This is a genomic window from Azonexus caeni (assembly GCF_048146105.1).
GTDB lineage: Bacteria > Pseudomonadota > Gammaproteobacteria > Burkholderiales > Rhodocyclaceae > Azonexus > Azonexus aromaticus_B.
Map to the genome: position 1 here is coordinate 71,506 of NZ_JBKJAD010000005.1, position 22,512 is coordinate 94,017.

At 66.7% G+C, this 22,512-nt stretch carries 21 protein-coding genes; 11 read left to right on the top strand and 10 right to left on the bottom strand.

The features are described 5' to 3' along the window. Nucleotides 1-17: 17 nt before the first annotated feature. Complete coding sequence (gene ggpS, locus ACLIIZ_RS07820) at nt 18-2,255, bottom strand: glucosylglycerol-phosphate synthase (protein WP_416691548.1); 2,238 nt, start codon at nt 2,253-2,255, stop codon at nt 18-20. Between the two features lie 374 nt (nt 2,256-2,629). Between ggpS and ACLIIZ_RS07825 the strand changes: the two genes are divergently transcribed. Beyond that, the gene (locus tag ACLIIZ_RS07825; protein ID WP_416691549.1) at nt 2,630-3,118 is read left to right on the top strand and encodes an adenylyltransferase/cytidyltransferase family protein; all 489 of its coding nucleotides are present in this window, start codon (nt 2,630-2,632) and stop codon (nt 3,116-3,118) included. Between the two features lie 6 nt (nt 3,119-3,124). Here ACLIIZ_RS07825 and ACLIIZ_RS07830 read toward each other — a convergent pair whose 3' ends face one another. Genes ACLIIZ_RS07830 through ACLIIZ_RS07840 form a run of 3 tightly spaced genes read right to left on the bottom strand, consistent with a single transcriptional unit; the run spans nt 3,125 to nt 5,686 of the window. Further along, the gene (locus ACLIIZ_RS07830; protein WP_416691550.1) at nt 3,125-3,973 is read right to left on the bottom strand and encodes an HDOD domain-containing protein; all 849 of its coding nucleotides are present in this window, start codon (nt 3,971-3,973) and stop codon (nt 3,125-3,127) included. Nucleotides 3,974-3,997: 24 nt separating this feature from the next. Beyond that, nucleotides 3,998-4,471 (bottom strand): single-stranded DNA-binding protein, encoded by a 474-nt coding sequence (gene ssb / locus ACLIIZ_RS07835; protein WP_416691551.1) that lies wholly within the window; start codon nt 4,469-4,471, stop codon nt 3,998-4,000. 12 nt (nt 4,472-4,483) lie between these two features. Further along, on the bottom strand, nt 4,484-5,686 hold the full coding sequence (locus ACLIIZ_RS07840) for an MFS transporter (RefSeq protein WP_416691552.1): 1,203 nt from the start codon (nt 5,684-5,686) through the stop codon (nt 4,484-4,486). Nucleotides 5,687-5,834: 148 nt separating this feature from the next. Here ACLIIZ_RS07840 and ACLIIZ_RS07845 point away from each other — a divergent pair, with 148 nt between their 5' ends. From ACLIIZ_RS07845 to ACLIIZ_RS07875, 7 genes are all read left to right on the top strand, one after another. Next, nucleotides 5,835-6,632 carry a L,D-transpeptidase Cds6 family protein gene (locus tag ACLIIZ_RS07845; RefSeq protein WP_416691553.1) on the top strand — a complete coding sequence of 266 codons (798 nt, stop codon included), beginning with the start codon at nt 5,835-5,837 and terminating at the stop codon, nt 6,630-6,632. A gap of 97 nt (nt 6,633-6,729) precedes the next feature. Then, entirely contained in the window at nt 6,730-9,552 is a 2,823-nt protein-coding gene (gene uvrA / locus ACLIIZ_RS07850; protein ID WP_416691554.1) for an excinuclease ABC subunit UvrA, read from the top strand. Between the two features lie 58 nt (nt 9,553-9,610). Then, complete coding sequence (locus ACLIIZ_RS07855) at nt 9,611-9,907, top strand: DNA-binding protein (protein WP_416691555.1); 297 nt, start codon at nt 9,611-9,613, stop codon at nt 9,905-9,907. A gap of 13 nt (nt 9,908-9,920) precedes the next feature. Continuing rightward, on the top strand, nt 9,921-10,226 hold the full coding sequence (locus tag ACLIIZ_RS07860; protein ID WP_416691556.1) for a helix-turn-helix domain-containing protein: 306 nt from the start codon (nt 9,921-9,923) through the stop codon (nt 10,224-10,226). A 10-nt stretch (nt 10,227-10,236) separates the two neighbouring features. Further along, nucleotides 10,237-10,617, top strand: a complete 381-nt coding sequence (locus ACLIIZ_RS07865) for a diacylglycerol kinase (RefSeq protein WP_416691557.1) — start codon at nt 10,237-10,239, stop codon at nt 10,615-10,617. Between the two features lie 50 nt (nt 10,618-10,667). Continuing rightward, nucleotides 10,668-11,210, top strand: coding sequence for a flavin reductase family protein (locus tag ACLIIZ_RS07870; RefSeq protein WP_416691558.1), 543 nt, complete (start codon nt 10,668-10,670; stop codon nt 11,208-11,210). A 120-nt stretch (nt 11,211-11,330) separates the two neighbouring features. Further along, nucleotides 11,331-11,744, top strand: coding sequence for an STY0301 family protein (locus ACLIIZ_RS07875; protein ID WP_416691559.1), 414 nt, complete (start codon nt 11,331-11,333; stop codon nt 11,742-11,744). Between the two features lie 69 nt (nt 11,745-11,813). Here ACLIIZ_RS07875 and ACLIIZ_RS07880 read toward each other — a convergent pair whose 3' ends face one another. Together ACLIIZ_RS07880 and ACLIIZ_RS07885 are read right to left on the bottom strand one after the other, a co-directional pair. Further along, the gene (locus ACLIIZ_RS07880; protein WP_416691560.1) at nt 11,814-12,086 is read right to left on the bottom strand and encodes a hypothetical protein; all 273 of its coding nucleotides are present in this window, start codon (nt 12,084-12,086) and stop codon (nt 11,814-11,816) included. A gap of 253 nt (nt 12,087-12,339) precedes the next feature. After that, nucleotides 12,340-12,465 carry a hypothetical protein gene (locus ACLIIZ_RS07885; RefSeq protein ID WP_416691561.1) on the bottom strand — a complete coding sequence of 42 codons (126 nt, stop codon included), beginning with the start codon at nt 12,463-12,465 and terminating at the stop codon, nt 12,340-12,342. Nucleotides 12,466-12,658: 193 nt separating this feature from the next. Here ACLIIZ_RS07885 and ACLIIZ_RS07890 point away from each other — a divergent pair, with 193 nt between their 5' ends. Continuing rightward, nucleotides 12,659-12,907, top strand: a complete 249-nt coding sequence (locus ACLIIZ_RS07890; RefSeq protein WP_416691562.1) for a hypothetical protein — start codon at nt 12,659-12,661, stop codon at nt 12,905-12,907. Between the two features lie 253 nt (nt 12,908-13,160). Here the strand turns inward: ACLIIZ_RS07890 and ACLIIZ_RS07895 are convergent, their stop codons facing one another. Further along, on the bottom strand, nt 13,161-16,505 hold the full coding sequence (locus tag ACLIIZ_RS07895; protein ID WP_416691563.1) for a UvrD-helicase domain-containing protein: 3,345 nt from the start codon (nt 16,503-16,505) through the stop codon (nt 13,161-13,163). A 1-nt stretch (nt 16,506) separates the two neighbouring features. Continuing rightward, a complete protein-coding gene (locus ACLIIZ_RS07900) occupies nt 16,507-17,256 on the bottom strand; it encodes an SPOR domain-containing protein (RefSeq protein ID WP_416691564.1) in 750 nt (249 codons plus the stop codon). A gap of 168 nt (nt 17,257-17,424) precedes the next feature. Between ACLIIZ_RS07900 and ACLIIZ_RS07905 the strand changes: the two genes are divergently transcribed. Next, complete coding sequence (locus ACLIIZ_RS07905) at nt 17,425-18,735, top strand: DUF3422 family protein (RefSeq protein ID WP_416691565.1); 1,311 nt, start codon at nt 17,425-17,427, stop codon at nt 18,733-18,735. A gap of 7 nt (nt 18,736-18,742) precedes the next feature. On the opposite strand, the gene ACLIIZ_RS07910 is transcribed toward ACLIIZ_RS07905, so the two are convergent. Together ACLIIZ_RS07910 and ACLIIZ_RS07915 are read right to left on the bottom strand one after the other, a co-directional pair. Then, nucleotides 18,743-20,608 (bottom strand): ATP-binding protein, encoded by a 1,866-nt coding sequence (locus tag ACLIIZ_RS07910; protein ID WP_416691566.1) that lies wholly within the window; start codon nt 20,606-20,608, stop codon nt 18,743-18,745. Further along, nucleotides 20,608-21,435, bottom strand: a complete 828-nt coding sequence (locus ACLIIZ_RS07915; RefSeq protein WP_416691567.1) for a phosphate/phosphite/phosphonate ABC transporter substrate-binding protein — start codon at nt 21,433-21,435, stop codon at nt 20,608-20,610. Before ACLIIZ_RS07915 ends, ACLIIZ_RS07910 begins: the two co-directional genes overlap by 1 nt. 143 nt (nt 21,436-21,578) lie before the next feature. Between ACLIIZ_RS07915 and ACLIIZ_RS07920 the strand changes: the two genes are divergently transcribed. After that, nucleotides 21,579-22,511: a phosphoribosylaminoimidazolesuccinocarboxamide synthase gene (locus tag ACLIIZ_RS07920; protein WP_416691568.1), complete on the top strand. Its 933-nt coding sequence runs from the start codon at nt 21,579-21,581 to the stop codon at nt 22,509-22,511. Nucleotide 22,512: the final 1 nt, after the last annotated feature.

Below are 22,512 nucleotides of genomic sequence, written 5' to 3' on the forward strand. Positions count from 1 at the left end.
TGACAGGAATCGCCGGCTCAACGCGCGGCGCTGGCGGCGGCGACCGCCTCCAGAAACTCCCGCCCCCAACGCTCGACATCGTTGTGGGAGACGATCTCGTTGAGGCCGCGCAGACGCGATTCGCGCTCGACCGGGTCCATCTCCAGCGCCTGCCGCAGGCGTTCGCGCAGATCGGCCGGATCGTGCGGGTTGGTGAGCAGCGCGCCGTGCAGTTCGGCGGCGGCGCCGGCAAATTCGGAGAGCACCAGGACGCCGCGCCCGCCGCTCTGCTGCTGGGTCGCGACGTATTCCTTGCAGACCAGGTTGAGCCCGTCGCGCAGCGGCGTGATCCACATCACGTCGGCTTGCGCGTACCAGGCGACGACCTCCTCGAAGGGTAGCGGGCGGAAGAAGAAACGGATCGGCGACCAGCCCACCTCGGCGTACTGACCATTGACCCGGCCGACCGCCTGCTCGATCTGCAGTTGCAGCTCGTCATAGACCGTCATCTCCTTGGCGGCGGGAACGCAGACGACGACCAGCGAGACCTTGCCGCGCAGTTGGGGGTTGCGCTCCAGAAGATCGCCGAAGGCGCGGATCTTTTCCAGCGTCCCCTTGGTGTAATCGAGGCGCTCGACCGACAGCACCAAGCGCTTGCCGGCGAACTCCCGGCGGATCGCCTCCCGCCGCCCGGGCGTCTGCGGGTGCTGCAGGGCGCTGCCGATGCGCCCGAGATCGAGCCCCACCGGATGCGCGCCGAGACCGATCTGACGGCCATGCACCTCGATCCGGGTGGTCATCGTCTCGAGACCGACGGCGCAACCGTAACTCAGGTAACGCGGCGTGCAGGAGCGCCGTTCGAGCACCCGCAGCGAAGCGACACCGGCGGCGACATCGACGAAATTCTCCGCCTGGCGGGGAATGTGGAAGCCGATGTAGTCGCACTGCAGCAGGCTGCCGACGATCTCCCGGCGCCAGGGCAGGACGTTGAAGGCGTCGGCCGACGGGAAATAGGTGTGATGGAAGAAAGCGATCCGGAGGTCCGGCCGCAGTTCGCGCAGCGCCGCCGGCACCATCCACAGGTTGTAGTCGTGCAGCCAGACGGTCGCGCCCTCGGCGGCTTCGGCGGCGGCGCGCTCGGCGAACTTGCGATTGACGGCGAGGAAAACCTGCCAGTCCGCCTCGCGAAACACGGCGCGCTCCCAGAAAGTATGCAGGGTCGGCCAGAAGGCTTCCTTGGAGAAACGCTTGTAGAAGACGTCGACCTCGTCCCTCGACAGCGCCACGCGTGCCGCGCGCAGGCCGGGATAGGACTGGGCGTCGATCGTCGTATGCACTTCGAACGGCGGGTCCGCCGCTTCGTCATGGATGCTCCAGGCCACCCACGAACCGCGCTGCCCGCCGGCGAAGAAGGAAAGCAGCGTGGGAATGATGCCGTTCGGTGATTTCGGCCGGCGCTGCACGATGCGTCCGTTGATCCGGTGCTCCTCGTAAGGCAGTCGGTGATAGACCATCACCAGCTCGGCCCGTCCCCTTTCGGCGGCGACGCTTTCCGCATCGAGATAGCCGGGCTTCAGCAGCGAGAAATGCAGCACCGCTTCGAGGATGCCGCCGCACCCCGGGTCGCTGGCGTGATAGGCGTTTTCCAGCTCGCCGGTGGCGGCAAGCAGCGCCGGCTCCGAGTCGCCGACGCAGACCCCGCGAAAGCCCGCCTCGAACATCGCCAGATCGTTCAAGGTGTCGCCGGCAACCAGGACCTCGTCGGGGTCGACCCCGAGCAGTTCGACCAGCGCCTTCAGCGTACTGCCTTTGTTGACGCCGGCGGGCAGCAGGTCGAGATAGCGGCTTGCCGAATGCAGGACCTCGCAGCCGAGCCCACGAGCCGCCTCGACCAGCGCCGGAGTCACCACGTCGCGCTGACAGAAGTACGAACAGCGCCGCTGCTGCGGCACCTCCTGGCGTTCGAGTTCGGGAAAGGCCTGCATCGCCCCGGCGACCGCGCGTTCGCCCGGCCAGCGCCGGTCGATGGCGGACTGGATCGGCTGCACCGGCTGTAGCGAGCCGCCCTCGACGACGGTGGCGCCGACATCGCAGATGATGTAGTCGGGGGTCGGCACCAGCGGATCGGAGAGCAGCGGCATCACCGCTTCCAGCCCGCGCCCGGTGACGAAGACGAGCTGGATGTCCTGACTGCCTGCGACGAGTTGGTACAGGGTCTGGCGCTGCTCCGGCGCTCCGCCAAGAAAGGTTCCATCGAGATCTGTTGCCAACAACATCGTGCACTCCCGGACGCCCCCCGGAGCGGCAAGACCACAGGACATCGAAAATCAGCTTACCCCCGGATGAGGGCAAGGCAAAACATTTGAAACCAATGTATAGACAAACCGCAATTGACGAAGGTACAACAATATCGCATTGATTACAATGCTTTTTGCCAAAAAGCGCGCATCGAAAGCGCACACAATTACTTTTGTTGCAAATGTATTTTCGGCAATGGGAACGCCGTTCTTCCCCAGGAAGCGCCGACAGCATCCCGCTCGACAGACCCCAGGCACGACGCGAAATCGCCCGCGCCGCCAACGCTTGCCGGCGCGCAGCACGAGCGCACCCGGGCGCGGCGCAGACTGCCCGCCGCGCTACAATGCGCCCCATGAACTACGCCGCCCCCGCCTTCGAGACCAAGATCTGCGCACCGGACCAATTGGCCGCGCGCGCCGCCAAACTACCCCGGCCGCTGGTGTTCACCAACGGCTGTTTCGACATCCTGCACCGCGGCCACGTCACCTATCTGGCGCAGGCGGCCGCCCTCGGCGCCAGCCTGGTGGTGGCGCTCAATACCGATGCTTCGGTGAAACGGCTGGGCAAGGGCGACGAACGCCCGGTCAATGCGCTGGAGGATCGGCTGGCGGTGATGGCGGCGATCGACTGCGTCGCCCTCGTCACCTGGTTCGACGAGGACACGCCGCTGCAGCGCATCCTCGACTGCCGCCCGGAAGTGCTGGTCAAGGGCGGCGACTGGCCGGTAGATAAAATCGTGGGGTGCGCCGAAGTGCGCGGCTGGGGCGGGACGGTGCATTCCATCCCGTTCATCCACCAGAAATCGACGACCGCCCTGCTCGACAAGATCCGTCGTCTGTAGCGCCGCTCAGGCGCCGAGTGCCGCCTTCAGCGAGGCGACTTCCTCTTCCGATTCCTCGACGATGCTGGCCAGGGTGTCGGCGTCGAACAGCGATTCGAGCATCGAGGTATCGACTTCGCCGTCGTACTCCGGATCGCGCCAGCGCGAGGTGCGGTTGGCAATCTTGTTGGCGACGTAGAGGACGTCGGACAGGGTCTTGATTTCCTTGATCTCGCGCGGCGTCTCGTGTTCCTGGACGGCAAGCAGCACCGACTCCGGCGAACCGAGCGCCGAGAGCAGCGCGTGACCGATGCTGTCGTGCCAGCCGGCGAGCAGCGCGTGCAGCTCCGCCTTGTCGGCAACCAGTTCGGGGAAGCCGGCAGCGCGCGACATCAGGTAGAAGACGCCGATATCGTGCACCAGCCCGGTGAACATCGCCTCGTCGCCGTTGATCTTGGCGATCTTGCGCGCCAGCACGCGGGACAGCGCGGCGACGTGCGCGGTGTGTTCCCAGAGGCGGCGCGAGATGTCCTCGAACGGCTTCATCTGCTTCGAGCACAGCAACTGCTCCATGGCGACGGCGAAGGAGACGGTACGTACCGCCTCCATGCCGACCCGGATGATGCCGTTCTTGACGTCGGCGATCTCGCGCCCGGACGGATTGAGCGCCACCGAATTGGCCATGCGGATGATCTTGGTGCTCATCAGCGGCTCGGCGCCGACCAGCTTGGCCAGCTGCTCGACGTTCAGGTTCGGGTCCTTGAGCGCGCTGCGAACCTGGAAAGTGATGTCAAGAAAGGTCGGGAAGGTGATTTCCTTGCCCGACAGATCCCTGGCGATGTCTTCGAGAATCTTGAAGGTGACGGCCTTGCTCATGCGCGCTTGCCCCTGGCAGAAAAATCAGAACGGAATATCGTCGCCCAGATCGTCGAACGACGGCTTCGGCCGGTTCTTCGGCGGCGCCGGCGCGTAATCGGTCGGCTCGTCGTAACCACCGCCGCCACCGCCAGCGCCCTGTGCCGCCGGCGCGCCCATGCCCTGGCGCGAACCGAGCATCTGCATTTCGGTGCATTCGATTTCGGTGGTGTAGCGATCCTGGCCGTCCTTGTCCTGCCACTTGCGAGTCTTGATGCGGCCTTCCAGATACACCTGGGAGCCCTTGCGCAGGTACTGGCCGGCGATTTCGGCGAGCTTGCGGTAGAAGACGACGCGATGCCATTCGGTGATCTCGCGCTTGTCGCCGGTGTTCTTGTCCTTCCAGCTTTCCGTCGTCGCCAGGCGGATGTTGCAGACCGCGTCGCCGCTCGCCGTGTAGCGGGTTTCCGGATCGGCACCCAGGTTGCCGACGAGAATCACCTTGTTGACCGATGCCATCGTTATCGTCTCCTAAACAGTTTGGCCCGCCGGCGCCGCGCGCCGCGGGAATTTCATGGTGGCGGCGACCGCCAGCCAGAGCAGGGCGAGCACCGCGCAGGCGGAAAAGACAGCATTATCGCCGAAATGCTGCGCGATGTACCCGCCCAGCGCACCGCCGACGAACAGGCCGACCGCCTGGGTCGTGTTGTACACCCCGAGCGCCGCGCCCTTGGCCGCCGCTGGCGCGGTGCGCGAAACCAGCGAGGGCAGCGTCGCTTCGAGGATGTTGAAGGCGACGAAGAAGAGCAGCAGCCAGACGCCGAGCGCCAGCAGGCTGTCGCTGAACAGGAACAGTCCGCCCTGGACCAGCGCGGTGAGCCCGACCGCCGCCAGGAACACCGGCCGCATCTGGTCGCGGCGTTCGGCGGCGATGATCGCTGGCACCATGAAGGCGAAGGAGGCGACGACCGCCGGCAGATAGACCTTCCAGTGCTCGGCGGCGGCCAGCCCGCCGCGGTGTAGCAGCGCCTGCGGCAGGACGACGAACATCGCCATCTGGATCATGTGCAGGGTGCCGATGCCGAAATTGAGCTTGAGCAGCGCCGGATCGGCCAGCACCTTGCGCAGCGGCAGCTTGACGTGACCGGCCGGGCGCGGCACCGCCGGCACCGTCTTCAGCAGCAGGCCGATCGCCGCCAGCGCCAGCACGCCGGTCAGCACGAACAGGCCGCTCAGCCCGACCCAGCCGTAGAGCAGCGGCGCGCCGACCAGCGACAGCGCGAAGACCAGGCCGATCGACGAACCGATCATCGCCATCACCTTGGTCCGGTGCTCCTCGCGCGTCAGGTCGGCGGCGAGCGCGGTGACCGCTGCCGAGATCGCCCCCATGCCCTGCAGCACGCGGCCGGCGATGACCCAGTGCAGATCCGGCGCCCAGGCGGCGACGAAACTGCCGACGGCGAACAGCAACAAGCCGGTGACGATCACCGGCTTGCGTCCGACGAGGTCGGAAGCGATGCCGAAGGGAATCTGGAAGAGCGCCTGCGTCAGGCCATAGGCGCCGAGCGCCAGGCCGACCAGCAGCAGGTTGCCGCCGCCGGGAATGCTCGCCGCGTGCGCGGAGAACACCGGCAGGATCAGGAACAGGCCGAGCATGCGCAGGGCGAAGATCGAAGCCAGCGAAGCGCCGACGCGACGTTCGGCGGGGCTCATGCGGTCGGAAATGGCGGACATGGGAATTTGTTGCAATGCAGCGAGGAAAACGAGTTTAGCAGGTTTGCCCCGGCGCGGCCGCTGCCCCTACGCAAGGCCTAGGCCATAGGTTATAGTCGCGCCTTGTTGTTGTCATTATTGGCCAACGCTTTCACGATCGGGAGGGATCATGAGCAAGAAGAACAGCATCGGCAGGCAGGGGATTGCCGCCGGACTCGTCATTGCAACGCTGGGCTCCACTGGCTGCGGCAGCGCGACTCGGGTGTTCGATCCACCGCCGCCGCCGGCGATGGAGCAGGACGCCCAACCGCCGGCGCCGGTCACCGCACCGGCTGTTGCACCGGCTGTTGCACCGGCTGTTGCACCGGCTGTTGCACCGGCTGTTGCACCGGCTGTTGCACCGGCTGTTGCACCGGCTGTTGCACCGGCTGTTGCACCGGCTGTTGCACCGGCTGTTGCACCCGCTGTTGCACCCGCTGTTGCACCCGCTGTTGCACCCGCAGCGGCAACCCCGGCAGCGCCCGCCGTCGCCGCGACCGTCGCCCCGCCGGCCGTCGCCAGCGGCGCCCCGGCCAGTGCCACGCCCGCCACGGCAGCGCCGCCCCCGGCTGCCGCCCCCGCCGACCGCAGCCTGCAGGACTTCGTCGATGGCTGGCGCGATGCCTGGGTCGCCCGCGACGTCAACGCCTACTTCAAGCACTACTCCCCGGAATTCAAGGGGCAGGCAAGCAGTGCCGCAGAGTGGCGCAGCGCCCGCCAACGCGTGATCGGCCGCGCCGGGCAGATCGAATTGCAACTTGGCAAGCTGGAAATCCGCCGCGAAGGCGACGACCGCGCCTGGCTGACTTTCGAGCAGCGCTACAAGACGCAGTCGTACACCGATTCCGGCATCAAGCAGTTGCAGTTGCGCCGGGTCGCCGGGAAGTGGCAGATCGAACAGGAAGTGTTCTCGACCGCCAAGCCCTGACCCCAGCGGAAAGCTGTACATTCATACAGCCTTCCGTGCAAGACGCGCCGCTTTTGCGTATAGTTCCCGCTTCGTCCCAACCCCAGGTAGACCGGCGATGGAAACTCTCCGCATCCGCGGCGCCCGCACCCATAATCTCAAGAACATCAACCTCGACCTGCCGCGCGATCAGTTGATCGTGATCACCGGCCTGTCCGGTTCCGGCAAGTCCTCGCTGGCTTTCGACACGCTCTACGCCGAAGGGCAGCGCCGTTACGTCGAATCGCTGTCGGCCTACGCCCGGCAGTTCCTGCAGTTGATGGAAAAGCCCGACGTCGACCTGATCGAAGGCCTTTCGCCGGCGATTTCCATCGAGCAGAAGGCGACCAGCCACAACCCGCGGTCGACCGTCGGCACCGTCACCGAAATCCACGACTACCTGCGCCTGCTCTACGCCCGCGCCGGCACGCCCTACTGCCCGGACCACGACCAGCCGCTGGAAGCGCAGACGGTGTCGCAGATGGTCGACCATGTGCTGGCGCTGCCCGAGGACACCAAGCTGATGATCCTCGCCCCGGTGGTCGCCAACCGCAAGGGCGAGCAGCTCGATCTGTTCACCGAACTGCGCGCCCAGGGTTTTGCCCGCGTGCGCGTCGACGGCACGGTCTATGAGATCGACGCCGTGCCCAAGCTGGCCAAATCGACCAAGCACACCGTCGATGTCGTCGTCGACCGCCTGAAAGTGCGCGAGGACATGCGCCAGCGCCTCGCCGAGTCCTTCGAGACCGCGCTGCGCCACGCCGACGGCCGCGCCGTCGCGCTGGAGATGGATTCCGCCAAGGAACACCTGTTCTCCGCCAAGTTCGCCTGCCCGGTCTGCTCCTACGCCTTGCAGGAGCTGGAGCCTCGCCTCTTCTCCTTCAACAACCCGATGGGCGCCTGCCCGAAGTGCGACGGGCTGGGCGTCATCCAGTTCTTCGATCCCAAGCGCGTCGTCACCAACCCGGCGGCGTCGCTCGCCGGCGGCGCCATCCGCGGCTGGGACAAGAAGAACCAGTTCTACTTCCAGATCATCGAATCGCTCGCCGAGCATTACGCCTTCTCGGTCGACACGCCCTGGCAGGAACTGCCGGACAACATCCGCCAGCTGGTGCTCTACGGCTCCGGCAAGGAAGCGATCAACTTCCGCTACGCCAACGAGAAGGGCACCCGCTTCGACCGCAGCCATACCTTCGAAGGCATCATCCCCAACCTCGAACGGCGCTACCGCGGCAGCGACTCCAACGCCGTGCGCGAAGAGCTGTCGAAATACATCAGCAACTCGACCTGCCCGCACTGCAACGGCACCCGCCTGCGCGTCGAGGCCCGCCACGTGCGCGTCGGCACGCTGACGCTGCACGAGATCAACCGCCTGCCGCTGGGCGAGGCGCGCAATTACTTCAACTGCCTGCAACTGCCCGGCCACAAGGCGCAGATCGCCGACAAGATATTGAAGGAAATCACCGCCCGGCTGACCTTCCTGATCGACGTCGGCCTCGATTACCTGTGCCTCGAACGCTCGGCCGAAACGCTGTCCGGCGGCGAGGCGCAACGCATCCGCCTGGCTTCGCAGATCGGCTCCGGGCTCACCGGCGTCATGTACGTGCTCGACGAGCCGTCGATCGGCCTCCACCAGCGCGACAACGACCGCCTGCTGCAGACGCTCCGTAACCTGCGCGACATGGGCAACACCGTGCTCGTCGTCGAGCACGACGAGGACGCCATCCGCACCGCCGACTACGTGGTGGACATCGGCCCCGGCGCCGGCGTGCACGGCGGCTCGGTGGTTGCCGAAGGCACGCCGGCGCAGGTCGCCGCCAACCCGGCCTCGCTGACCGGCGCCTACCTGTCCGGCCTGCGCGAAATCGCAGTCCCGCAGAAACGCCGGCAACAGAACCCGGACAAGCAGTTGCAGGTGGTCGGCGCCTACGGCAACAACCTGCGCGACGTCACGCTGGAACTGCCGGTCGGCCTGTTCACCTGCGTCACCGGCGTTTCCGGCTCGGGCAAGTCGACGCTGATCAACGACACGCTCTACGCCGCGGCCGCCAAGCACCTCTACGGCTCCACCGCCGAACCGGCACCGCACCAGGAAATCGTCGGCCTCGACCTGTTCGACAAGGTGATCAACGTCGACCAGTCGCCGATCGGCCGCACGCCGCGCTCCAACCCGGCGACCTACACCGGCCTGCTGACGCCGATCCGCGAACTGTTCTCGCAGGTGCCGGAATCCCGGGCGCGCGGCTACGGCCCGGGCCGCTTCAGCTTCAACGTCAAGGGCGGGCGCTGCGAAGCCTGCCAGGGCGACGGCATGATCAAGGTCGAGATGCACTTCCTGCCCGACATCTACGTGCCCTGCGACGTCTGCCACGGCAAACGCTACAACCGCGAGACGCTGGAAATCCAGTACAAGGGCAAGAACATCCACGACATCCTCGGCATGACCGTCGAGCAGGCGCGCGAGTTCTTCGACCCGGTGCCGGTGGTCGCCCGCAAGCTGCAGACCCTGGTCGATGTCGGCCTCTCCTACATCACCCTCGGCCAGGCGGCGACCACGCTGTCCGGCGGCGAGGCGCAGCGAGTCAAGCTGGCGCTCGAACTGTCCAAGCGCGACACCGGCCGCACCCTCTACATCCTCGACGAACCGACCACCGGCCTGCACTTCGCCGACATCGAACTGCTCCTGAAAGTGCTGCACCGCCTGGCCGACCACGGCAACACCATCGTCGTCATCGAACACAACCTCGACGTGATCAAGACCGCCGACTGGATCGTCGACCTCGGCCCTGAAGGCGGCGGCGGCGGCGGCCGCATCCTGGTCGCCGGCCCGCCGGAACAGGTCGCGAAATGCAAAGCCAGCCATACCGGCCGCTTCCTCAAGCCGCTGCTGGAGAAAAAATGATCAAGCCAACAGCCACTCAAGGGCTTGCATTTGTACGGGAATCCCGCACAATCCAGCCATGCGCACGGTAGTCGAAACACCGACCTTTCAGCGACAGGCCGGCAAACTCTGGTCGGAAGAGGAAAGACTGGAATTCATCGACTGGATTGCCAGCAACCCACTGGCCGGCGATGTCATTCCAGGAGCCGACGGCGCACGCAAAGTACGCTGGAGCCGAGCAGGCTCCGGCAAATCCGGCGGGGTTCGGGTGATCTACTTCAACCTGACCGACGCAGAAGTGGTATTACTGATCGCAGCATATGCAAAGGCAGAACGAACCAACATGACCCCTGCCGACATCAGAAAGGTCGTTTGAAATGGACAAGAAAATGGACATCGAGCGTGTAGCCAGCGCCATCGAAGCCGATGCCGGCGAAGCCTTACCCGACCTGCGCCAGGCACTCAAGGAAGCACAAGCCGGTATCGGCCGCGTCACCACGCCGGCGCAAATACTGGTGCGCCAGGCCCGGGAAAAATCCGGCCTGACTCAAGCCGCATTCGCCGAACTGATTGCCACACCGGTAGCGACACTCCGCGATTGGGAACAGGGCCGCTTCGTCCCTCCAGGTGGGGTGCTCTGCCTGTTACGTCTGATCGAAAAACATCCCGAACTCACCCGCGAACTGGCCGCCTGAAAGCAACATAATGAGTGACTACAAGGAATTCAAAGGCAAGCAGGGCATCGTTCGCCTGATCAACGCCCTCGGCTATTCGCGCGACGGCCTTGCTTCGGCCTGGAAGAACGAAGCCGCCTTCCGCGAGGAAACCCTGCTCGCCGCCGTTGCCATCCCGCTCGCCATTTTTCTCGGCCAGACCGGCGTCGACCGCGCGCTACTGATCGGCAGCATCCTGCTCATCCTGATCGTCGAAATCCTCAACTCCGGCCTCGAAGCCGTGGTCGACAAGGCCTCGCCGGAAAAGCACGAACTTGCCAAGCGCGCCAAGGACATGGGCAGCGCCGCCGTGCTGCTGTCGCTGGTCAATGCCGCCGTGATCTGGGCCTGCGTGCTGTGGCCGGCGGGATGATCCCGCAAGGGAAATAACCGGAGTCACCCCCTGCCAACGGAGGTCGCCGAATGGAGCGGATCAAGCTGAGCCAGGCCTTCACCCTGATCGAACCGGGACCGGTCGTTCTGGTGACAACGCAGGACGGCGAAAAACCCAACATCATGACCATTTCCTGGACCATGGTCATCGACTTCAGCCCGCGCTTCGCCATCACCACCGGCGCATGGAACCACTCCTACGCCGCGCTGCGCAAAACCGGCGAATGCGTGATCGCCATCCCGACCGTCGATCTCCTCGACCAGGTGGTCGGCATCGGCACCTGCTCCGGCGCCGACACCGACAAGTTCGCACGCTTCGGGCTGACCCCGGCAGAAGCCAGCCAGGTCGCCCCACCGCTGATCCGCGAATGCCTGGCCAACATCGAATGCAAGGTCATCGACATCGTCGAACAACACAGCATCGTCATCCTGGAAGGACTCGTCGCCCACCTCGACGGCACACGCCAGGAAAGGCGCACGCTGCACGCGGTGGGCGACGGCAGCTTCATCGTCGACGGGCAGCGCCTGGAACGCAAGCAGATGATGGCCGCCAAACTGCCGCCAGGCCTTTGATCCGCTCGCCGGCCGCGCTAACATCGCCGCTTTCATGCCGATGTCAAACCAAGGAGCGCAAGCGTGGCACACGACCTGAAAGCTGCGCCGAGCGGGGCACGAAGCATACCCGGTGATCGAATGGCAAAGCCCGCCCTGCCCCACCTCGCCCTCGCCGCGCTGCTTGCCGCCAGCGGCAGCAGCGCGCTGGCCGAACCCGTCGCCTGCCCGCCGAGCATCACGGTCAGCGAAACCCTGAGCGGCGCCGCCCCGGAACCCTGGACCGCCCGCTACGACAACACCAGCCGCAAGCTCGCCGGGGTCGGTTTTTTCGACGGCCACCCCGACGAACAAAGAAGCCTCGCCCCGAGCACCGACTCCACCGGCAGCAGCCCCGTCGCCACCTGGAAATTCGGCAGCAACCCGACGCCAGTCTGGCTGAGCTGCCGCTACCAGGACAGCGCCGTCACCCTGACACGACCGCTACCGGCCTACCGGGAATGCCGCGTTACGCACGGGCCGTGCGGGATCGTCCGGTTGATTGAGTGTCGGTGATTCGGCTGATTCGGTAATTCATCGCGTTACAGATCTGCCGCCCAACGTTCGAGTTAGCCATCAGGCAGGTCATTTCGATGGCATGGAAATAGGGACAAAACCGCCATCGTTGGCGCCACGAACGTACCTTCCGGCAGGGACTACCTTAACGCCAGCACTAGTGAGATGCACAAAGATGCGCTCGGCTCTCCCACTTTCACCAAGACCGAAACTGACAACCACCTTTCCTAATTCCGAGGCAAGATGAATTTGACGGAGATGACCAAGATTCCCGTAATGAACGAGGGCGGCAGACTCAATACGGGAAAGGGGAATAGAAAGCTCCTTTTTGAATTGGTGCATGCCATTGCGGTTCCAAGTGATGAACGATATTGCACTGCGTGTAAGGACCACATTGCAGGGCTCAAGATCTGCCACTTGCGACCCGGACGACGTTACGCCAAATAGGGCTCCATCCGAGAAAGACACCTCGGAGCTTTCGATTGCCATGGCCGAGAGTGCGCGCGAATCTAGAGGAGGAGAATCGGATGGAACGCTTGCGCAGGCAGACAAGACAAGAAGGCTTAGTAGAAGGATCGGGCGCATAGTCTGATGGCTAACGTTCGACGTAACCGGCGACCGGAGGCCGCAGGCCGGAGGGAACCTGCCAGCGTAGCTGGCAGGGCGTCCGGTTGGCGGAGGGGTTGGGCCTCTGGTGGTTGAACGAGCCGCGATCAGCCATGAAGTAAACGCTCCATAAGGTCGGCGCCTAACCGTCGCGGGCCAAGGCGGTGGGGGTTGTCACTCGCAGCCTCGCGGCAAGAGGCAAGGAACAATTCCCCGACAGAGCCCGCAGATGAGAGACCAAGTGCTTCTCGCACTTCGAGGCAAGCAGATGCGCTCTCGAATAGAGCTTCGCCCTGAGGAGAAAGCAGGTGCGGCGCAAGGCCGTGCGGGTTGAAGCGGGAATTGAAAAAGATGTTTTCGCCGGAAGCGACCACTTCGGGAAGTATTTCAATCAACGACTCACGAAGATTGTGTTCTGCCCTCTGGAGCAACTTTTCACCTTCGGCTTGACGGTCTCGTTTCATTGCGGAGTGGGCATGCGGGAGATCATGTGTCGAGAGCGGATTTCAAGAGGCCCAACAGTTATTCACGAGCAGAAATGTCCGGGTCATTACTAATAATACGGACACGATTGGATCGCTCGTAAGGCTTTGAATGACATGGAGACTATCCGAAGCCGGTCTCCTTATCAATCTAGCAATCATACGGACAGACCCAACGTCCGCTATGCGACACTTTCGTGAGAGACAGCTTGTGATCGCGGGTTGTCATTGATATCCGAAGCCTCAAAGGCTATTTTGGCCGACCGCCTGCCCGTTCCTCCCTGATCCAAACGGTATTTCATTATTCGCCGCCTCCGCTCGCACAGCGTCATTCCAGCTCAACCAGCCGCCCCTGCAACACGAACCACACCGCCAGCCTGAGCGGTAGCGGGTCGTCGGCGAACAGCCTGGCGTAGCGTTCGAGTTGCGGGCGGAAGCCTTCGGCGCGGGCGGGGAGTTCTTCCAACGGGGCGTGCACGGTCTTGTAGTCGACGATCCAGCGGGCGCCGTCGGCGATGAAGACGCGGTCGATCACGTGTTGCGCCAGGCTGTCGCCGTCGCGGCTGGTCCACGCCTGTTCGGCGGCGGCTTCGGGGTGGGCGGCGAGCAGCCAGCGGCCGGTTTCCGAGCTCAGCGTCGTGCTCAATGCCGCCTGCGCTTCGGCGGCGCCGCTGGCGGCTTCGTCTTCGGCAAAGCCGCGCGCCTGCAGCCAGCGCTGCCAGCCGGGGAGCAGGCTCGGCAGGCGGTCGACGGGCCAGGCGGCGAGGCCTTGTTGGGCGATCAGTTCGAGGCAGCGATGGACCAGGGTGCCGACGGCGATTTCCAGCGTGTGCGCCGCTTCGTCCGGCAGTGCCGCCGGGTTGTCGGCGCCGCGCGGGGCGGCGGATGGCGTGGCGAGGATATCCGGGACGGCCGGCGCGGCGAGACGCAGCAGCGGCGGCACGAAGCTGGCGGCATCGATGCCGACAGAGGTATCGCCGGTGATCGGTTCGGCGCCGGCAAAAAGCGGCTGCACCTGCGGCCAGAGGAGTTTGAGGAAGCTGCCGGCGGGCGGCTCGCGCAGGCCGTCGTCGGTTTTCTCCGAGACGGCGGCGATGCCGATCAGGTGCAGGCGGCGGATGGCGCGAGTGGCGGCGACGTAGAGCAGGCGCTCGGTTTCGTGCGCGTTGCGGCTGGCTTCGAGGCGACGCAACGTGTCGTACAGCGTCGGCCCGCTGGCGGCTTCGCCGCGTGCCCGCAGCGGCGCGACGAGCAGGCGCTCGCGGCCATCGGCGCCGAGCACTTCGTCCCACAGCAGCAGCGCGCTGTCGCTGCCGCCGGTGTCGCGGTGCAGGCCGGGGACGATGACGGTATCGAACTCCAGCCCCTTGGCCTTGTGGATGGTCATCATCTGCACGGCGTCGCCGAGCGGATCGGCCGGCGCGTAGAGTTCGGCGGCGCGGGCGGCCAGGGTGTCGAGGTCGAGGCGGCCGGCGGCGGCGAGTTGTTCGAGCAGATCGAAGAAGGCTTCGACATCGGCCAGCGCGGCGGGCTGATCGAGGCAGTGCGGCCCACCGAGCATCAGCCAGACGCCTTCAAGCCAGCGCCGCGGCGGCTGGCGGTCGCGTTCGGCCAGCGCCAGGGCAAGCACGCCGCGCAGGTGGAGCAGGCGCTGGCGGCCGTCGGCGCTGAGCGCAGCGAGGCGGTCCGCGTCGTGCAGCAGTTGCCAGACCGTGCGTTCGCTGTCGCCGGCGGCCAGCGCGTGCAGGTCGGCCAGGGTGAGGCCGCACCACGGGGCGCGCAGCACGGCCAGCCAGTGCACGCGGTCGGCGCGGTGGATCAGCGCGCGGTACAGGGTGAGCAGGTCCTGGACATGCTGGCGCTCGGCCAGGCCTTCGATCTCGACCGCCTGGAAGCGCAGCTCCGGAGCGCTGCGGCGCAACTCGCCGACCAGCGCGTCGAGGTGGCGGCGGGCACGGACCAGGATGGCGACCTTGCCGTCCGGCTCGGCGCGGCGGGCGGCCTGGATCAGGTCGCGGGCGAGGCGCGCCTCGGCAGCGCCACCGTCGCCACCGGCGCCAACCACCAGCGGGTGCACGCTGACGCCGCTGTCGGCGAGCGGCTCGCGCGTCGCCGCCGATTCGGCGTAGCGCACGGCGCCGGCGGCGGCATCGTCGGCGGGCGGGAAGATGGTCGGAAAACTGGCATTGACCCAGTCGACGACGGCGGGGTGCGAGCGGTTGTTGCGGAACAGGCGCAGGTGTTCGAGGCGCAGGTCGCCGATGCCGCGTTCGCGCACCTTGAGGAAGAGGCCGACGTCGGCCTTGCGGAAGCGGTAGATCGACTGCATCGGGTCGCCGACCACGAACAGCGTCCGCCCGTCGTCCGGCGTCCAGCCGCGCATCAGCTTCTCGAGCAGGGCGACCTGGGTCGGGCTGGTGTCCTGGAATTCGTCGACCAGCAGGTGGCTGATCCGGTAGTCGAGCGCCTGCGCCAGGTCGGTCGGCGCCTCGTCGTCGCCGAGCGCCAGGCTGGCGCGGGCGGCGATCTCGATGAAATCGACCTCGCCGGCCTCCTGAAAGACCAGCCACAACTGGCCGGCGGCAAGACGCAGCAGGCGGGCGAAGACTTCGACGGTGGCCCATTCGGCGTCGGCAAAGCGCGGCGACGGCAGCGCCGCCAGCCCGGCCAGCGCGTCTTCCAGCCCGGGCACGGCGGCCAGCTCGGCGAGCAGCGCGACCATCGCCTGCTTCGCCTCGGCAAATTCCTTGCCGGCCGGGAAGCCGACGTTCTTGTTGAGCGCCTTGCGCAGCGTCCCCTCGCCGGTCAGCAGCAGGCCGGCCAACGCCTGCCAGGCGGGCAGGCAATCGAGGTCGGCGGGCAGCGGCTCGCTCCAGTCGAGCAGGGCCGGGAAAACTGCCGGCACATTGCTGGCGGCGAAACGCGCCAAGGGCATCAGGCGCGTCTGCCAGGACGCGTCGAGCAGCACCGCGGCGCGCCTGAGATCGGCGGCGAACAGCGCGGCGAAACCGGCTTCGACCTCGCCGCGCGGCAATCCGCCGTCGACGCGGGCGGCGTGCTGCAGCCACTGGTCGCGCCGGCCGAGCATGTCGACCAGCAGGCGTTCGAGGCGGCCGGCGTCGTTGTCCATTGCCGCCAGCGCGGCGGCCACCACCTCGGCGTCGGCGTCGCCGGCTTCGACCATTTCCAGCGTCCGGCGCGCCGCCAGCGCGTAATGCGCTTCGGCGTCGTCGGCGACGCCGGGCTGTGCGCCGAAGCGCGAGAGGAAAGGCATCTGCCGGGCGAGCGAGGCGCACAGCGCGTCGAGCGTGGTGACGCGCAGGCGGCCGGGATGATCGAGCAGGCTCCAGCCAAGTTCCGCGTCACGGGCCAGGACAGCGAGCGCCCACTTTCGTGTCGCCGCCTTGTGCTCTGGCAGATCGACCGGCGCGGGCTGGGTGGCGGCGGTGAGGCTGCCGAGGATGCGGTCGCGCATCTCGGTCGCCGCCTTGTTGGTGAAGGTCAGCGCCAACACTTCTTCCGGGTGGTCGACGGTGGCCAGCAGGCGCAGCGTGCGCTGCGTCAGCAGCTCGGTCTTGCCGGCGCCGGCCGGCGCCTCGACGATGAAGGAGGCGAGGTCGAGCGCCCGCTGGCGGGCGGCTTCGTCTTCCTGCAGGCGGTCGAACTGCGCCATCTCAGGGCGCCTCCGCCGGCAACGGGCGCGCCAGGCGCCGGATGTCGCCGAGACGGCGGGCCCAGGGCTTGGCGGCGCGCAAGCTGGCCGGCACTTCGCCGAGCGCCTGGCTGGCCGCCGCGGCGCTGGGGAATTGTCCATAGAGCAGGGCGTACCAGCGCTGCCCGCCGCGCTCGAAGGCAAGCAGGGCGACCGGCCGTTTCCAGGCGTAGCGCGCCGCCAGCGCGCGCACCTCGGCCTCGCTGCTCGACGCGAACACCTGCAGGCTCGCCGCCTCGTCGCCCAGCGCGCGCCAGCCGGCATCCTCGGTCAGCGCCCGGGCGATGTCGGGCAGGTCGCCGGCCGGCGCCGCTTCGGCCACCGGGGCGGCAACTGGCGGTCTGGCCTTGGGCGCTGCGCCCGGCTCGGGCGCGATCCAGCCGGCGGCCTGCGCCTCGGCCAGGTTGCTGGCGGCTCCCTGGTGGCCCTGCGCCGCGGCCCGCTGCCACCACTGCGCCGCGCCCTTGATATCGTAGGCGTACATGTGCAGGTAGTTGCCGAGCTTGAACTGGGCTTCGGCGTGGCCGCCTTCCGCCGCGCGCTTGAGGTAGAACAACCCCCGCCGGTCGTCGCGGGCGACGCCGAAACCGACGAAATGTTGCTGCGCGAGCTGGTAGTCGGCAGCCGGATCGGCGACGGCGGGGTCGGCGCCGAGCACCGGCAGAGAGGAAAGCATCAGAAGGCAGGCGGCGAAAGCCAGGGAAGAACGCATGCGAAAAAGCGGCGCGAAGCCGGAATGCTGAAACACGCGACATTGTAGGGCGTGTTCATCGCTAGCTGCTGAAGACAGTTCGACGCCTCTCCCTGCGGGCTTCGCCGTGACGAGCAGGACGCGGTGCTACAATCTTTTGCACCGCAGCAATCGCCTCCGGATACCGCCATGCACCCTCGCCTGATTCTCGCCGAACTGGAAGAACACCCACTCCGTCACCGGCTCAACAATGAATTCCACGCCCGCCCGGCGACCGCGCTGGCCGGCGCCGTGCTGATCTCGCACCTGGTCTTCAAGCACAGCGCGACGACCGTCGCCGCCGAACGCGAAAACCTGTCGAAACTTTGCCAGGGGCACGTCTGCAACGCCATCGACAGCTCGGAATCACACCTGATGATCGAGACCGGCGCCTTCCGCATGCGCTGGGAGCTGCATACCGAGTTCTCGACCTACACCTTCTTCCGCGACCTGAATTCCGACGAAACTCTGCCGGCCGACGCCACCGCGTTCGACGCGGTGCATCCGGAATGGTTGTCCGGCATTCCCGGCAAACTGATCGTCGCCACCCAGGTCGAAGTCCGGCCGGCCAGCGAGCTGTCGCCCGACGCGGTGCTCGCCGGCCTGACGCCGAGCGGGCGCACGCTCGGCGGCGCCCGCGTCGCCGACGACGCGGCCTGGGTGTTCACCGACTTCAAGATCGACAACGGCTTCTCGCGTTTCCTGGTGATCAACGAGAACATGACGCAGCGCCAGACCGGGCGCACCGTGCAGCGCCTGGTCGAGATCGAGACCTACCGGATGATGGCGCTGCTTGGCCTGCCGATCGCCAAGGAGGTCGGCGCCTGGCTGTACGGCGGGGAAAAACGGCTGGCCGAACTGATGGAACGGATCGGCCAGGCGAAGACCCCGGAAGACGAACGCGACGTGCTCGCCTCGCTGTCAGCACTGGCTGCGGAAGTCGAAAATTCGGTGGCCCGCACCACCTTCCGCTTCGGCGCCTCGCGCGCCTACCACGGCCTGGTCAGCCAGCGCATCGAGGAACTGCGCGAAACGCGCATCCCCGGCCTGCCGACGCTCGACGAATTCATGCAGCGCCGCCTACTGCCGGCGATGAAGACCTGCGAGGCGATCAGCCGCCGCCAGGAGGAGCTGTCCGGCCGGGTTGCACGCAACAGCCAGCTCCTGCGTACCCGCGTCGACATTGAACTGGAGCGGCAGAACCAGGAACTGCTGACCCAGATGAACCGCCGGGCAAAACTGCAGTTGCGCCTGCAGGAAACGGTCGAGGGGCTGTCGGTGGTCGTCCTCACCTACTACGGTTCGCAACTGATGCAATACCTGGCCAAGGGCACGAAGGAAGTGCACCACCTCAACACCGACGTCATCACCGCCGTTTCGATCCCGCTGATCGCCGGCCTCGTCGCCTGGGGCACCCGCCGCATGCGGCGCAAGCTGGCGGCCGAGGAAGCCGCCGGCTGAGCCCGCTTCAGGCTGCCGCCAGGGCCGCGCGCAGTTGCTCGAAGACCACCGGCTTGGCGAGGAAGCCGGTCATTCCCGCCGCCTCGCACTGGGCGCGATCCTCGGCGAAGACGCTGGCGGTCAGCGCGATCACCGGCACCGGCCGACGCTCGTTGTCGCGCTCCCAGGAACGGATCTGGCGGGTCGCGGCGAAGCCGTCGAGGACCGGCATATGGCAATCCATCAGCACCGTCTCGTAGGCGTGCGGCGCCGCCTGCACCGCGGCCACCGCCGCCGCCCCATCGCCGACGCTGTCGTGGGCGACACCCAGCTTGTCGAGCATGGCTTCGACGATGCGCCGATTGACCGCGTTGTCCTCGACCACCAGCACCCGCGCCGGCAAGCGGTCGGCGGCGCTGGCGCCAGACTCGGCCGCCGTCGGCAACGCCTCGGCGCTCGCTTCGAGGACGATCTCGAACCAGGCTCGGGTTCCGATGCCCGGCGTGCTGTCGATGCCGACCTCGCCGTCCATCAGGTGGGCCAGTCGGCTGACGATCGACAGGCCGAGCCCGGAGCCACCATAGGCGCGGGTCGAAGAGGTGTCGACCTGGGTGAAGGGGGTGAACAGCCGCGCCTGCGCTTCCGAGGGAATGCCGATGCCGGTGTCGCAGACCTCGATGTGCAGGCGGACCTGGTTGCCCGCCTGGCGGAAGGAAGCGATCACCTCGACGCCGCCGCGCTCGGTGAATTTGAGGGCGTTGTGGATCAGGTTGGACAGCATCTGCCGAACCCGCACCGGATCGCCGAGGCAAGCCGGCGGCTCACCTTCCGGCCATTGGCCGACCAGCGTCAAGCCGCGGCGGACGGCGTTTTCGGCGTACAGACGCAGGCTGTCCTTGACCAGCATGCCGGGCAGGAAAGACTGGCGCTGCAGCAACATGCGGCCGGCCTCGACCTTCGACAGGTCAAGGATGTCGTTGAGCAGGACAAGCAGGGTTTCGCCGGATTCCATGATGACCCGGGCGTAATCGAGACGTTCGGCGTCGCTCATGGTCGGCGACTGCAGCAGTTGGGCCATGCCGAGGATGCCGTTGAGCGGCGTCCGGATTTCGTGCGACATCGTCGCCAGGAAACGGCTCTTGGCGACGTTCGCCGCCTCGGCCGCCTCGCGTGCTGCAACCAGTTGGCCGACGCGGTCGGCCACCGTCTGCGACATGACGTTGAAGGCGGCGCCAAGCTGACCAAGGTCGTCGCGCCCTTCCGGCACCCGCGCCGGCGTCAGGTTGCCCTCGGTGACGGCACGGCTGGCCGCCATCAGCGCGCCCAACTGGCGCGTCATCAGGAAACCGATCAACATCAGCAGCCCGGCCGAGAGCAGGAGCTCGCCGAAGGCGATCAGCATGCCCTGGCCGGCCAGGCTGTTGCGGGCCTTGATGATCGGGCCAAGGTCGATGCCGAAATGCAGCATCCCCAGTTGCTGCCCGGCCATCACGATCGGGCTGACGACGTCGAAGGTCGGCGGCACCTCGCTCTGGTCAAGGACGAAATCGGCGTCGCCCACCGGCAGCGGCGTCTCCGGCTTGATGCCGCTGGCGGCCAGGCGCCGCCCGGCGGCGTCGGTCACCGCCAGGTAGCGCAGGCTGCGCGTCGCCCGGCTTTCGTCGAGCACCGCCTGCACCGTTTCGTAATCGTCCTGAGCGAGCGGCGCCACCAGCGCCGCCTGCAGCACCGGCGCGAGTTGTTCGCTGTAACTGCGCGCCTGCTCGCCCATGTGGGTATGCAGCAGACGCAAGCTGTTGCTGACCAGCAGGAACAACATCGTCGCCTCGACCAGCAGCGCCAGCACCAGCAACTTGCCGCGCACCGTGCGCAGCATCGGCAGGCGGAATTCCATCAGCGTTCCCGCAAAGCCTGGCGTACCTCGTTCGCGTAGGGCGCCATTTCCAGCAGTTCGCGGTCACCGATGGCGCGGTAGCCGCCCAGGCGATAGCGTTCGAAATAGGCGCGGGCTTCCGCCGTTGCCGCAAACGCCCACAGCGCATCGAGGATTTCCGCCCGACGCCGGGCCAGACGCGGCGCCAGCAGGTAGACGCGGCCGGCCAGCGGCAGGCTTTCGGCGAGCACGCGCAGACGCTCGCGCATCTCCGGCTTGAGGTTCTGGAAATTGGCCAGCGAGACCGTCGCCGCCGACGCTTCGCGGCTCAGCACCTGGTGCACGGCGCTGTCGGAAGCGCTGACATAGCGCAACTGGACGTCGCGCACGTCGTTGCGGTGCAGCCAGTGCGTTCCCCACAGCGTCACCAGCGACGACGGCGACAATCCCATCACCGTCGTCCCGGCGAGGTCTGCCGGCTGGCGATAGGCGCTGTCGGCGGCAACCACCATCAGTGCCTTGAAATCCGCCTGGTAGGTGAGTAGCGGCAGGAAGCGCGCGTCGCTCTGCAGCAGGTAAGCCTGGTGGCCGGTGGTGATCGCGAGGTCGTAATTTCCGGCCAGCGCGCGCCGGGCGAATTCGGTGAAGTCCGGCGCGGTGACGATTTCCACCGGCTGGCCGAGACGCTCGACGAGAAAGTCGCGCAGCGGCTGGTACATCTGCAGGATGACGCGTGCGCTCGAATGCGGCGCGACGCCGATGCGCAGCACGGCGGGGGCTGCCCGGGCCAGGCGCAAGGCCAATGGCGCCGCCAGCATGCCGAGCAGCAACGATCGTCGGTTGATCATCGCCCCCTCCCGGCGCGTATTGCCAATTAATCAAAAATGCCAAAAACGAATGCCATGATACCGCAGACTGCCCCCGCCGGCACTGGCGGCAGCGCTCCGGGGCAGTGGTTTATAATCCGCTTTTTGCTTTCGGGACCACGACCGTGACCGCTCCGCTCTTCGCCTCCTCCATCACCAGCCTGCCGCTGCTCTCCAAGGGCAAGGTCCGCGACATCTACGCGGTCGACGCCGACAAGCTGCTGATCGTCACCACCGACCGCCTGTCGGCCTTCGACGTCATCCTGCCCGACCCGATCCCGAAGAAGGGCCAGGTCCTGCAGGCGGTGGCGAATTTCTGGTTTGCCAAGCTCGGCCACATCGTCCCCAATCAGTTGACCGGCATCGATCCGGAATCGGTCGTTGCCGAAAATGAACGCGAGCAGGTGCGCGGCCGCGCCGTCGTCGTCAAGCGCCTGAAGCCGCTGCCGATCGAGGCCGTCGTCCGCGGCTACGTGATCGGCTCCGGCTGGAAGGATTACCAGGCGACCGGCGCCATCTGCGGCATCGCCCTGCCGGCCGGTCTCAAGCTGGCGCAGAAGCTGCCGGCGCCGATCTTCACGCCGGCGACCAAGGCCGAAGTCGGCGATCACGACGAGAACGTCTCCTTCGAACAGGCCGCCGCCAACTGCGATGCCACGCTGAATGCCGCCCTCGCCGGCACCGGCAAGACCGGCGCCCAACTCTGCGGCGAAGCGCGCGACGCCGCCATCCGCCTCTATCAGGAAGCCTCCGAATACGCAGCAACGCGCGGCATCATCATCGCCGACACCAAGTTCGAGTTCGGCATCGACGCCGCCGGCACCCTGCACCTGATCGACGAGGCGCTGACCCCGGATTCGTCGCGCTTCTGGCCGGCCGACCAGTACGCCGAAGGCAGCAACCCTCCGTCCTACGACAAGCAGTACGTGCGCGACTACCTGGAAACCCTGGACTGGAACAAGAAGGCGCCGGGACCGGCGCTGCCGGCGGAAGTCGTCGCCCGCACCAGCGCCAAGTACGTCGAAGCCTTCGAGAAGCTGACCGGCCAGACGCTGTAAA